The sequence below is a fragment of the Domibacillus tundrae genome, assembly GCF_000970675.1.
Lineage (GTDB): Bacteria > Bacillota > Bacilli > Bacillales > Domibacillaceae > Domibacillus > Domibacillus tundrae.
Genome location: NZ_LAJA01000015.1, coordinates 1 through 12,892, shown reverse-complemented (window position 1 = coordinate 12,892; position 12,892 = coordinate 1). Strand labels below are relative to the sequence as shown.

The following is a 12,892-nucleotide window of genomic DNA, read 5'->3' as shown; positions in this document are numbered from 1 at the left end:
TAGATGAAATTTTGTTCATCATGATCGATCATTTCATCAAAAATCGATAGCTAAATAGATGAATCCTTCTCTGCTTACAAAAAACATGTCCATGCTCATGATTAAATGTTCACATATAACGAAAAAATGTAGAATTTTGGATTTATTTCCTTGGAATGTTTGGGGCTAGACGCAAAAATGTCAAAATTTCATCGTTTTGTTCGTTTATTACGACAAATATGGTGAAAATGTATTGTCACCTTTTCACCCATGTGATACTATTAACAACGTTGCTGGTGAACAGCATATTTATAAATGGTCCGGTAGTTCAGTTGGTTAGAATGCCTGCCTGTCACGCAGGAGGTCGCGGGTTCGAGTCCCGTCCGGACCGCCATTTTTACTTTAACCTATTGTTATGTTATGTTATTTCTTGATGGCGGCCGTGCGAACCTATGAATTGTCCTTCATGAACAACGGCCGCTGTATTTTTTAAAACGATGATTTTATATTTATGAATGTATCTGATCTTGGCTCAGTAGCTCAGTCGGTAGAGCAAAGGACTGAAAATCCTTGTGTCGGCGGTTCGATTCCGTCCTGAGCCATCGAAAAAGCATCGCGGTGATTTCGCTCCCGTGGTGCTTTTTGTTATTTCTGTATATATGTTACGGGATGCTGCCGTTCGTCTGCCGTGGTAAAGTTAAGAAAAGCGAAAGAAGCGGAAATATGATAAAATATTATATTTGAAGCCATCTTTTACTCAGTGAAAATAAAAGTGAGGGACATACATGATGCAAAAGAAAATATTGGTTGTCGATGATGAAAGGCCGATTGCAGACATTTTGCAGTTTAATTTGAAAAAAGAAGGATACGATGTGCAGTGTGCTTATGACGGTGACCAGGCCGTTGAAATGGTTGAAGAAATGCAGCCGGACCTTGTGCTGCTTGATATTATGCTGCCAGGCCGTGATGGTATGGAAGTATGCCGTGAAGTACGGAAAAAATACGACATGCCGATTATTATGCTGACGGCAAAAGATTCCGAGATCGATAAAGTATTAGGTCTTGAACTTGGGGCAGATGATTATGTGACGAAGCCTTTTTCTACACGGGAGCTTATTGCGCGTGTAAAAGCGAATTTGCGGCGCCATCAGGCAGCACCGGTTCAGGAAGAAGAAGCAGCGAACACGAATGAAATTACAGTTGGTGCGTTGACGATTCATCCAGATGCGTACATCGTGTCCAAGCGCGGTGAAACGATTGAACTGACCCATCGTGAATTCGAGCTTCTTCATTATTTAGCAAAGCATATCGGTCAGGTAATGACACGTGAGCATTTGCTGCAAACAGTCTGGGGATATGATTATTATGGAGACGTCCGGACTGTAGATGTAACCGTAAGACGCCTTCGTGAAAAGATTGAGGACAACCCGAGCCATCCATCATGGATCGTGACCCGAAGAGGTGTCGGCTACTACTTGCGCAATCCTGAACAGGAGTAATGTGAATGAAACGAGTAGGGTTTTTTCGTTCAATTCAAATGAAATTTGTGCTGATTTATGTGTTGCTTATTTTATTTGCGATGCAGATTATCAGTGTGTATTTCGTCAATTCCCTTGAAGAAAAGTTTACGACAAACTTTAAAACATCCTTGGAGCAACGGGTTAACTTGCTTGAATACAATTTGCGTGAAGAAATGCTGAAAGAGCGTGATGAACAATCAAATACGCTGGAGCAGGATACACAGCGTATTTTGGAAGATTTTTCAGAGGATGATATTATCGAAGTGCGCGTTATTGACATAGAGAATCGGATTATTGGTACATCAGACGCAAATAACCGGGGCATTGTCGGCCAGCGAATGCCCAATATCTCGGTGAAACGGGCGCTCTCAGCCGGGCAAACAGAGGAAGAAATGTACATTGACGAAAACTCCGGCCAGCGGGTCTGGGTGCTGACATCACCGATCTTCTCTAACAGTGAAGTGATTGGTGCTGTCTACTTAGTTGGCAAGATTGAGACGGTCTTTACTCAGCTCGATGATATTAATGAAATTTTGTTTTCCGCGGCGATTTTAGCGCTCGCGATTACGGCCATTCTGGGCATCACGTTAGCTCGAACGATTACCCGCCCTATTACGGATATGAGGCGTCAGGCCGTTGCACTTGGAAAAGGGAACTTCTCCCGGAAAGTAAAAGTGTACGGGCAGGATGAAATCGGTGAACTTGCCGTAACATTTAACAATTTAACGAAACGGCTGCAGGAAGCACAGGCGACAACAGAAGGAGAACGCCGGAAGCTTTCTTCTGTTCTTTCTTACATGACGGACGGGGTTATTGCGACTGACCGGCGTGGACGCGTCATTTTGATTAATGAACCAGCGTCTAAAATGCTGAATGTTTCACGTGAAACAGTTATTTCACAGCCGATTGTTTCACTGCTGAATTTGGAAGAGGACTACTCATTCGACGATTTGTTAAATGAGCAGGATTCGGTTATTTTGGATTACAGCACGCATGACCGGCCATATGTCCTTCGGGCGAACTTTTCTGTCATTCAAAAAGAAACCGGCTTTGTGAACGGCTTAATTACCGTTCTGCACGATATTACCGAGCAGGAGAAAATTGAAATGGAACGCCGCGAGTTTGTAACGAACGTATCGCATGAGCTGCGTACGCCGCTGACAACGATGCGCAGCTACTTAGAAGCGCTTGCGGACGGAGCCTGGCAGGACCCAGACATTGCGCCGAATTTTCTTGATGTAACGCAGACGGAAACCGAGCGGATGATCCGGCTCGTAAACGACTTGCTTCAGTTATCGAAGTTCGACAGCCAGGAATACAATTTAACGAAAAAAGATACAGATTTTATTGACTTTTTCAATAAAATTATTGACCGATTTGAAATGACGAAATCGCAGGAAGTGACATTCAGGAGAAAGCTGCCGCGTTACCCGGTTTATGTCACGATTGACCAGGACAAGCTCACACAAGTCATTGATAACATCATTTCCAACGCGCTTAAATATTCACCAGAAGGCGGACTTGTTTCGTTTAATGTGGAGGAGCATGGAAATACGATTCAAATCAGTATTAGTGATCAGGGCATGGGAATCCCGAAAAAAAGCCTCGACCTCATTTTTGAGCGCTTTTACCGGGTAGACCGCGCCCGTTCAAGAAAAATGGGTGGGACCGGTCTTGGACTCGCCATTGCAAAAGAACTCATTACCGCGCACGACGGCCACATCTGGGCAACGAGTGTTGAAGGGAAAGGAACGACGATTTTCTTCACGCTGCCGGCGGATCTTTCCGAAGAGGATGATTGGGAATGAATTACGAAAAAATCAAATCCGCAGTACTTGCACTGCTCGTGTTGATCAGTCTTGCCTTTACGTGGGGAATTTGGAACTACCAGCCATCCTATGAAACGATTGCCGATGGAGCGGACGATATTGTGACGGAAGTAGAGATTGGCCAGCAACGGAAAATTTCCGAATTGGTAAAGCCGTCAAAAATCATCTCACATCAGGGCAGCAGTCATTACGGCACTGTTTCTGAACAAGAGCTGGACTGGATAATGGATGAAATGACAAAGTGGACGTTCTTTGAGCCTGAAGATGTGTCCCGTTCATTATTAAATAAACAGGAATTTTCAGAGCTGTTGTCTAATGATTCGCATGTGGAGCTGTTTTTTTCTTCTTCGGTGCCCTTTAACACAATAAAGACGATGTTTTCTTTTAATGATACAGCCGTTCCAAATGCTGTATTCAACCGAATCATTATTACAGAAGAAGAAAATAAAGCGTTCGTTTATTTTGTTTCTGTACAAGAAAGACTTGTTTTTAGAAGCCAAATTGAAACAAGATCGCTGAAAGAGTTTAAAAATCGCTATGTGGAAGATTCCGAACGATTGAAACCATATATTTCCTATCAAATTCCAAAAGGATCACTTTTATATGTACAGAAAGAACCGCCTGTGTTAACCATGCAAAGTTACTTGTCGGAACAAATTGAGGAAATTGAGGCAGAAACGTTTAAGCGTGCACTTTTTAATGATCCAAGCTATGTAAGACGTGGTTCGCGTTCAGACAGTGACGAATACACGGACGGCTCGAGCTTTATGCGTATTAACAGCAACACAGGAACGGTTAGATACGTAAATTCAGCAGAAACTCCTCAATCCATGCCGCTGGACCAACTTATTGAAAAAAGCATTAACTTTGTTAATGATCATAATGGCTGGGTAGATGATTATCGCTTATTTAAAGCAGAGCCGGGCTCATCTGATATTAGCTATCGTTTGTTTTTAGGTGACTTTCCCGTTTTTGATTCACAAGGCATGGCTGAGCTGTCGCAAAGTTGGGGACAGGACCGGATTTATCAGTATGACCGCTCTTCTTTTATCGTTCAGCGTGATAAACCGTTGCCAGAAGAGACTGTTGAATTACAAAGCGGCCAGAAAGCATTGAATCAAGTTATCAATTTAGAAAGTATCGATCCATTGCTGCTGACAGATATGCGGATTGGGTACGAAATGACGCTGGAACAAGAGTCTCGGAAAATTTTGACACTAAAGCCGTTCTGGTACTATCAATATAACGGCGAATGGCAAAAGCTCTTCACGGATGAAGGGAGACCGGCAGATGGATTGGAGTAAAACAAAAACCATTTTTATCGCCGTGTTTCTCGTGCTGGACATTTTTTTGGCTGTGATGTTTTTTAATAAATACAGCGCATCCCGCTTCGAAGTCATTAAAGCAACAACGATTGAACAAAAGCTGGATGAAGACGGGGTAAAATATGAAAAAATGCCGGCAGATTCCGGCGAGCGTTCGATCATCACCGCCAAGCCGAAAATATTTTCCGAAAACGATTTGCTTTTTTTAACGAAGCAGGAGTTGGCTATTAGTAGTAAGGGCACCAAAATTGCAAGTGTGCTCGACAAGCCATATGATACGGATGGAGCAACACGGGACAAGCTCAATTCATTCGTGAAAAATAACGTCTATCAAGGCGGCGAATATTCATATTGGGAACGAAGTCAAGACGGGCAAACCGTCACGTACTATCAAAAAATTGAAAATAAAAAGCTGTTTGAAAATGCTTATGGGACGCTGACCTTACAGCTCGATGATGATGGAAATATTGAAGAGTACTCTCAAACAATGCTCGACAGTGACGATGAAGACCGGAACGAAGAAGCTATTTTGCCCGCACTGCAGGCACTTGATGCGCTTTATAAAAATGGGTTCATTCAGCCGGACAGCAAGATCAGTGATGCAGAGCTCGGCTATTATACCGTGCAGCTGAATGAATCACAAGTGCTTGAATCACAAGTGCTTGAATCACAAGTGCTGCAAGTTTTGTCGCCAACGTGGTATTTTCAACTGGAAAAAGGCGATATAACTGAAGAAGTGTATGTAAACGCATTTGACGGATCTATTTATCAGACAGAAAAAGAATCGTAGTAACGTAACTGGAGTGAAAAGCATGACAATGCAATTTAGTGTACTGGCAAGCGGCAGCACCGGCAATGCGATCTTTGTTGAATCAGACGGTCAGTCTTTTCTTGTCGATGCCGGTCTTTCAGGCAAAAAAATGGATGAGCTGTTTTCATCGATTGGACGAAAAATTGCCGACCTGTCCGGCATTTTTGTCACACACGAGCATAGCGACCATATTAAAGGACTCGGTGTGCTGGCGAGAAAATACAAGCTGCCGATTTACGCGAACGAAAAAACGTGGAGGGCGATGGACCGGTTGACCGGTGCAATTGATGACAGCCAGAAGTTTACGTTTGAAACGGAAATGATAAAAACGTTCGGTGCTGTGGATATCGAGTCGTTCGGTGTATCACATGATGCAGCGGAGCCGATGTTTTATATTTTCCATAATGGCGGTAAAAAACTCGTCTTAATTACTGATACCGGCTATGTAAGCGACAGGATGAAAGGGCTCATCTCTAACGCAGATGCGTATGTGTTTGAAAGCAACCATGATGTAAGTATGCTGCGGATGGGCCGTTACCCGTGGAGCATCAAGCAGCGCATTTTAAGCGATGTCGGGCATGTTTCGAATGAAGATGCAGCGCTCGCGATGAATGATGTGATCGGACCGCAAACGAAGCGTATTTATTTGGCGCACTTGAGTGCCGACAATAACATGAAAGAACTCGCGAAAATGAGTGTGACGCAAATGCTTGAACAAAAAGACGCCGGTGTCGGTCATCAGTTTCACCTGTATGACACGGACCCAAAAGTGCCCACACCACTCACGGTGATTTAATAAAACGTTCCGCGGCAATCAGCCCGGAGCGTTTTTTTGCTGTGGGGCATTAAGAGAAATAAAAAATCGTATAGTAAACCTGCAAATCTTCACTTGAAAAATCGCTGACAGCGTATAAGTTGCCCTTCTTTTCGGCAAAAGCGTATAATTTTTTTAGAATAGCCGCTAAGAACGGTGAAACAATAAGTTGGCAGAAAGGGATGAATGATATTGGGCTATTATGATGAAGGGCGCACAGAACGAAACAAGCGCGGCGGAAAAGGCGGCTACTTTTTGTCAGGACTTGCCGGCATCGTGATTGGGGCCGGGCTTGTCGTGACAACACTTCCGTCGATTGTGGATTATCAAAATAATGACGTATCCGTTTCTGAAAATGAGCTGGCTGGCAGCTCGGAACAAGTAGCAATAGATGTAACAACAGACGTGACACAAGCGGTAGAAAAAGCGAAGGATGCGGTTGTCGGCATTACAAATATTCAAGCATCAATGAACTTTTTCGGCTCGGAATCAACAACGCAGGAAGCCGGAAGCGGAAGTGGTGTCATTTATAAAAAAGACGGCGACACCGCTTTTATTGTGACGAATTATCATGTCATTGAAGGCGCACAACAGCTCGAAGTAACCCTTGCGGACGGCACGAAGGAACCGGCAGAGCTGTTAGGTGGCGATGTATGGACCGACCTGGCTGTTTTAACCATCAGTGGGGCCAATGTGGAGAAAACAGCCCAATTCGGCGACTCGGAAGCACTTAAAATTGGCGAACCGGTTCTTGCGATCGGAAACCCGCTCGGTCTTGAATTTTCTGGTTCAGTTACGCAGGGAGTCGTATCCGGACTGGAGCGTGCGATCCCAGTTGATTTAAATGGCGATAGGGTCAACGACTGGCAGGCGGAAGTGCTACAGACAGATGCAGCCATTAATCCTGGTAACAGCGGCGGGGCACTTGTGAACATTGCGGGTCAGGTGATTGGCATTAACTCGATGAAAATTGCTGAAAGCGCCGTTGAAGGCATTGGCTTGTCCATTCCAATCGACACGGCTTTGCCCATTATTGAAGATCTTGAATCATTCGGTGAAGTGAAGCGCCCGGCCATGGGAGTAACGCTTCAAAATGTTAACGAGCTGCCATCATATCATCAGCAGGAAACGTTAAAGCTGCCTGAAGATATTAAAGAAGGCGTTATTGTTGAGCAAGTGTTAACGAATTCACCTGCTGCGAAAGCAGGACTTCAAGAATACGATGTGATCACTGCGCTCGACGGAGAACCGGTACAAGATGTCATTGCCTTGCGCAAATATATGTACAATAATAAAAAAGAAGGCGACACCGTAAATGTGACGTACTATCGGGATGGAAAGCAAAAAGAAACCGAGATGACGCTCGTTGCGGAAAGTGATTTATAAATGGAGAAACAACAAATGGCATGCTGTCTTGAACACATTGAATTGGCACTTGATATTGCCGTTGATGAATACGAAATAGCCCCGATTATGAAAAAAATTGAAGAACCTGTATCCTGCGAATTTTGTCAAAATCCGGCTTTATATGTTGTCGGAAACTAATATCCGGTCACGAAATGTGGATGAAATCTGTGGGTATGTGGATAAAGTCAGAAAATTCCCGTTATCAACATGTTGATAACGGGAATTTTTTCTTTATTTTACGGTGACTTCAATTGGTTCTGAAACGAGTGTCCATTCTTGGTCAAGCATTGTAAATGTGTGTTGAGCGAAAACGTAAGAAGAACCCGATTTCTCTGCTTGAATGGTATTTCCATCAATTTTGACATTGTCACTAGATGAGAAAAGGTTTGTTTCGATATTCTCTTTTTTGTCGGTCCGATAATTCAAGAACGCTTTTGCTTGAATCGTTGCTGTCTGCCCTATATTCAAGTTCCGGGTTTTTATCGGCGTTTCGATCCGGATTGGTGCTTCGGTCAGCCACTGCGTATAATCGGTAATCGGCCCGATCACGCCATTTTGAAGCTGCTCACCAAAGTCGGCTTCATTGCGGAACGTCCAATGAAAACTGATCATGCCCCGCTGACGGAGATATGATGTAAATTCGGGAGACAAGCTGCTGTAGCTTGAATTGAGCGTTACATTTAAACGAGTCGCGTAATTCATCATGTTGCGTGCGTCGTTCAGCCGGGCTGCTTCTGTCTGCGGCACAGCTGCTGAATACAAATAACCGGAAGGCATATTTGGCGCAGAAGCGACAGATTGTGTCACACTGTTTAAATGGAAGCTTTGCAAAACAACTTGATCCCTCATGCCTTCTTCTTCAATAATCCGAATCGTATCCTCAGCAATACCATCCGCTTTTAATTCCACTAACAATATGATTTCTTTCCCCTTAAATTCTTGTAAAAATTCACGGAACAAAGGTACTTTTTCGCCAGCGAATTCTTCACTCAAATAAGAGCCGGCATCAAGTGATTGAATATCCGCCAATGTTAAATCTTTTACATTGCCTGTTCCATCTGTGGTCCGGTCAACCGTATAGTCGTGCATAATCACAATTTCACCGTCTTTTGTTTTTTGCACATCTGTTTCAATTAAATCCGCTCCGAGTTCATATGACATACGGTAGCCGGGCATTGTATTTTCAGGAGCGAGTGATGGGATGCCACGATGCGCAGCGACAATCGGCCGCTGAACGAGCGTATTTTCAGGATAACGGCTGAATGCAGCTGTTACTGGTACTGGATCTCTGGCAATGATGCCGTCAACACCAGCATGAATCAGCTTATGCGCATCAAGTTCTAATTCGCCTTCCATATCACCCCAAATAGAAACGGCACGGCTATGAAAAGAATGAACGGTATCGGCTGAAAGCAGCTTTTGTGGCAGTATGGCCGTTTTTGCCCCGGACGTATGGACAGACTGGATAAAGCGGTTCAGATCATGCTTATTAAGTGAAGAACGATTATATATGAGTGCCCCGCGTACGGACGGAACGATTTCTTTGACCGTCTTTAGCACTTCTGATTGAGTAGATACGATATGTACATCCTGGACGGACATTTCACTAAGCAACTGAGCTGTTTTTTGAGCTGTTTCTTCATTTTCCAGCTTGATAATGGGAATGGTCTCACCTTTCATCTCTTCTAAATACGTGCGCAAAGGTGTGCCTTGTATAAGTAAATCAGTATCGGGCTTGAGCATCATCGAGGATATACCTTCTTGCTGCTCAAGCTGAGGTGTATCCGAAATAATCGTCGGCGCATTTAATAAATTGGTTTCGGGCTGATCGCCCAAAAAAGCGCTCGTATCGGCCAGTGAAGGAAGTTCCTCTGTTTGTTCCTTTACGTGAATATTATCAAATTTAACAGTTGCGCCGGCTGCTTGAAAGCCGATCCGTCCTTCTTGAAGAGCTGTCGCCTGGTCGGTGTCGATTACAAGCTGGCCATTTATGTATTGCTGTACACGATTTCCTTTTGACACTATTTTCATTTTGTAAGTTTTGTTGTAAGCAAATGCTTCGCTATATGGGGCTTTGTTTAAGACAGACCACCCATTATTCGCATTGCGAAGCGCAAGTTCGACCCCATTTAATGCGTTGGCACCTCGGCGGACAGCCATTTGGTAATACGGATAATCATTGCCTTGCACGCGGTACATGATGGATGCCCAGCGTGTGTCTTCAACAGCGGAAACAAACGTCATATCCGCTTCAATAATGTAATCACCGCTAGAAACCGATTCAGGCATAAGTACGCGAGCTGGCTTCGATGTGGAAGGAGACGTTAACATAAGTGAACCGTCTTGAACCGCAGCCTGTCCTTGAATGACTTCCCAGCCATCCGGCAATGCAGCAGCATCAAATGATTCTGTAAAAACGGGCTCAGCAGCCAGCACGTTAACGGGAATGATTTCACCTCCGTTAAATAACATTCCTGTTGCTAAAAACAAAGGCACTACCTTCTTCTTTTTCATCATGATTCCTCCCTAAATAGACTTCGATATCTATTTTGTCAGGGAAATATTAAAGAAATATAAAGAATAGAATAAGTTAACAAAAAACACTGAAAATTCCTTCTTTTGTCATCTGAAATAAAAAAGAAACAAACAAAAGACCGATATTCACATGTGAATACTATGGTAAAATATAAACAGGTGAGTTGTTGATATGTGGATAACTTCTGTGGATAAACTGTTCGTAAATTGTTTGTAAAGTGAGGTTTAATTGTGAATATCTCGATTATAACAGTGGGTAAATTAAAAGAAAAGTACTTAAAACAAGGCATCGATGAATATATTAAAAGACTGTCCGCGTACGCCAAAATCGACATCATCGAAGTACCGGATGAAAAAGCGCCGGAAATCCTAAGTGAGGCCGAAATGAAGCAGGTAAAAGAAAAAGAAGGAGAACGGATCTTAGCCAAAATCAATCCGGACGCACACGTCATTGCACTCGCTATCAACGGCAAAATGAAATCATCCGAGCAGCTCGCCGCCGACATCGACAATCTCGCTACATACGGCAAAAGCAAAATCGCCTTTGTGATCGGCGGTTCGCTTGGGTTAAGTGACACCGTACTGAAGCGTGCGGATGAAAAGCTGTCTTTCTCGCCTATGACATTTCCACACCAGCTGATGAGGCTGATCTTGGTAGAGCAGGTGTATCGGAGTTTCCGGATTAACCGGGGGGAACCTTACCATAAGTAACAGCGAAAATTAGATGGTGACGGTTCGCTGGTAACCGCAAACCAAAGCCTTCATCCTTGCAAGAAGCTGGATTAAGGCCTTGGTTTTTGTGTGTTCCTAGGAACTTGTGGACGGACTTCTCACCTTTTATCCGCTTTCAAATAACTCATAACTATCATATAATAGTAGATAGTTTAATCTATAAGTAATTGTAATACACTATGATATGGTTATAATTGAGACAGAAAAGGTGTGTGACTAGGTCGTGCCTTAGCTTGGTGTGACGCCTAATCAGAAGCGCTTACATCCTTTCTGCAAATTTAAGGGGAGAGGGAAGGTAAACATGAGCAACAGAGAAACGAAAACAGACGTCATCTTAATTGGTGCCGGAATCATGAGTGCAACTTTAGGGACGCTTTTGAAAGAATTAGTACCGGAATGGGAAATTAAAGTGTTTGAGAAGCTCGAAAGTGCGGGAGAGGAAAGCTCTAACGAGTGGAATAATGCAGGAACAGGGCATGCGGCACTTTGCGAGCTTAACTACACTGTCGAAAAACCAGACGGATCTATAGATATTAGCAAAGCTATCCAAATTAATGAACAGTTTCAGCTTTCAATGCAGTTTTGGTCTTATCTTGTAAACAGCAAGCTGATACGTAACCCGCAGGACTTTATTATGCCATTGCCTCATATGAGTATGGTACAAGGGGAACAAGATGTAACGTTTTTAAAGAAACGTTTTGAAGCGATGTCAAATAATCCTCTGTTTCAAGGGATGGAATTTTCCGATGACCCTGAAAAACTGATGGAATGGATTCCGCTTATTATACAGGATCGTCCATCGAATGAACCTATAGCAGCAACAAAAATCGACTCTGGAACTGATGTCAACTTCGGTGCTTTAACGCGCATTTTGTTTGACCACTTAAAGAGTAAAAACGTCGATATCAAATACAAACATAGCGTTGATAATATTAAACGTGCTAGCGACGGCTCGTGGGAATTGAAAGTACGAAACGACAGCGGTAACGTCGAACGCCATGCTGCAAAATTCGTCTTTGTCGGAGGCGGGGGAGGAAGTCTGCATCTACTGCAAAAATCCGGTATTCCTGAAGGAAAACATATTGGAGGATTCCCGGTAAGCGGAATATTTATGGTGTGTAATAATCCGGATGTTGTAACGCAGCATCATGCAAAAGTATACGGAAAAGCGAAGGTTGGGGCTCCTCCAATGTCTGTTCCGCATCTTGACACAAGATTTATCGAAAATAAAAAATCGTTGCTGTTTGGGCCGTTTGCCGGCTTCTCACCAAAGTTTTTGAAAACCGGTTCAATGTTTGATTTGGTCACGTCCGTAAAACCTGATAATCTCTTAACAATGTTGTCGGCAGGTGCAAAAAATATGTCATTGACAAACTACCTAGTCCGACAAGTGATGCTATCAAAAGAACAGCGCATGGAAGAGCTGCGTGAGTTTATCCCGAACGCAAAAAACGAGGATTGGGATTTAGTCGTAGCGGGCCAACGTGTGCAAGTGATCAAAGATACTGAAGCTGGCGGCAAAGGTACACTTCAATTTGGTACGGAAGTTATTAGTGCCGCTGATGGCTCGATTGCAGCATTACTAGGTGCTTCTCCAGGTGCTTCTACTGGTGTTCACGTTATGCTTGAGGTATTTAAAAAATGTTTCCCGCAACATATGAAAGAGTGGGAACCGAAAATTAAAGAAATGATTCCTTCTTATGGCGTGTCACTAATGGGAAATCCAGAGCTTCTGCACGAAATTCATACTTCAACAGCAGAGACGCTTGGTCTAAGCGGAAAAGAGCTAGTCAATAATTAATTATTTGGATGTAGAAACAAAGGTATTGAATGAAAGAGTTTAAGCAGCATTTTTCATCAATCTTTTTCTTAATTATGGAAAAATAAGTGGCTGCTTTAGCATTATTTAACATAGCCACAAAAAAACGAGCCCGCATTGT

10 protein-coding genes and 2 tRNA genes are annotated in these 12,892 nt (G+C 43.4%); 11 read left to right on the top strand and 1 reads right to left on the bottom strand.

What is annotated here, in order from left to right; genetic code table 11:
* Positions 1-296 precede the first annotated feature (296 nt).
* The 9 genes from VQ00_RS13230 (at position 297) to VQ00_RS18190 (ending at position 7,823) form a co-directional block, all read left to right on the top strand.
* A tRNA-Asp gene (locus VQ00_RS13230) sits at positions 297-373 on the top strand.
* Positions 374-508: 135 nt separating this feature from the next.
* Positions 509-581, top strand: a tRNA-Phe gene (locus VQ00_RS13225).
* Positions 582-767: 186 nt separating this feature from the next.
* Positions 768-1,478, top strand: a complete 711-nt coding sequence (gene yycF / locus VQ00_RS13220) for a response regulator YycF (protein ID WP_046180654.1) — start codon at positions 768-770, stop codon at positions 1,476-1,478.
* A gap of 5 nt (positions 1,479-1,483) precedes the next feature.
* Positions 1,484-3,307, top strand: a complete 1,824-nt coding sequence (walK, locus tag VQ00_RS13215; RefSeq protein WP_046180624.1) for a cell wall metabolism sensor histidine kinase WalK — start codon at positions 1,484-1,486, stop codon at positions 3,305-3,307.
* A complete protein-coding gene (locus VQ00_RS13210) occupies positions 3,304-4,632 on the top strand; it encodes a YycH family regulatory protein (protein WP_046180623.1) in 1,329 nt (442 codons plus the stop codon). The genes walK and VQ00_RS13210 overlap by 4 nt, the downstream gene beginning before the upstream one ends.
* Complete coding sequence (locus VQ00_RS13205; protein WP_046180622.1) at positions 4,619-5,443, top strand: two-component system regulatory protein YycI; 825 nt, start codon at positions 4,619-4,621, stop codon at positions 5,441-5,443. The genes VQ00_RS13210 and VQ00_RS13205 overlap by 14 nt, the downstream gene beginning before the upstream one ends.
* Positions 5,444-5,465: 22 nt before the next feature.
* Complete coding sequence (locus VQ00_RS13200; protein ID WP_046180621.1) at positions 5,466-6,260, top strand: MBL fold metallo-hydrolase; 795 nt, start codon at positions 5,466-5,468, stop codon at positions 6,258-6,260.
* Positions 6,261-6,470: 210 nt separating this feature from the next.
* Positions 6,471-7,664 (top strand): S1C family serine protease, encoded by a 1,194-nt coding sequence (locus VQ00_RS13195; RefSeq protein WP_046180620.1) that lies wholly within the window; start codon positions 6,471-6,473, stop codon positions 7,662-7,664.
* A complete protein-coding gene (locus VQ00_RS18190; protein WP_082091572.1) occupies positions 7,665-7,823 on the top strand; it encodes a CxxH/CxxC protein in 159 nt (52 codons plus the stop codon). It abuts the gene before it with no gap.
* Between the two features lie 93 nt (positions 7,824-7,916).
* On the opposite strand, the gene VQ00_RS13190 is transcribed toward VQ00_RS18190, so the two are convergent.
* Positions 7,917-10,199, bottom strand: a complete 2,283-nt coding sequence (locus VQ00_RS13190; protein ID WP_046180619.1) for a glycerophosphodiester phosphodiesterase family protein — start codon at positions 10,197-10,199, stop codon at positions 7,917-7,919.
* Between the two features lie 252 nt (positions 10,200-10,451).
* Between VQ00_RS13190 and rlmH the strand changes: the two genes are divergently transcribed.
* Both rlmH and VQ00_RS13180 read left to right on the top strand, forming a co-directional pair.
* Positions 10,452-10,931: a 23S rRNA (pseudouridine(1915)-N(3))-methyltransferase RlmH gene (gene rlmH, locus VQ00_RS13185; RefSeq protein WP_046180618.1), complete on the top strand. Its 480-nt coding sequence runs from the start codon at positions 10,452-10,454 to the stop codon at positions 10,929-10,931.
* Between the two features lie 322 nt (positions 10,932-11,253).
* A complete protein-coding gene (locus VQ00_RS13180; RefSeq protein ID WP_046180617.1) occupies positions 11,254-12,753 on the top strand; it encodes a malate:quinone oxidoreductase in 1,500 nt (499 codons plus the stop codon).
* Positions 12,754-12,892: the final 139 nt, after the last annotated feature.

Bases quoted from the DNA above. Each gene is read 5' to 3' on its own strand.
- VQ00_RS13205 (WP_046180622.1), top strand. From the start codon at position 4,619: ATGGATTGGAGTAAAACAAAAACCATTTTTATCGCCGTGTTTCTCGTG.
- walK (WP_046180624.1), top strand. From the start codon at position 1,484: ATGAAACGAGTAGGGTTTTTTCGTTCAATTCAAATGAAATTTGTGCTG.
- VQ00_RS13200 (WP_046180621.1), top strand. From the start codon at position 5,466: ATGACAATGCAATTTAGTGTACTGGCAAGCGGCAGCACCGGCAATGCG.
- VQ00_RS13190 (WP_046180619.1), bottom strand. From the start codon at position 10,199: ATGAAAAAGAAGAAGGTAGTGCCTTTGTTTTTAGCAACAGGAATGTTA.
- VQ00_RS13180 (WP_046180617.1), top strand. From the start codon at position 11,254: ATGAGCAACAGAGAAACGAAAACAGACGTCATCTTAATTGGTGCCGGA.
- VQ00_RS18190 (WP_082091572.1), top strand. From the start codon at position 7,665: ATGGAGAAACAACAAATGGCATGCTGTCTTGAACACATTGAATTGGCA.
- VQ00_RS13210 (WP_046180623.1), top strand. From the start codon at position 3,304: ATGAATTACGAAAAAATCAAATCCGCAGTACTTGCACTGCTCGTGTTG.
- yycF (WP_046180654.1), top strand. From the start codon at position 768: ATGCAAAAGAAAATATTGGTTGTCGATGATGAAAGGCCGATTGCAGAC.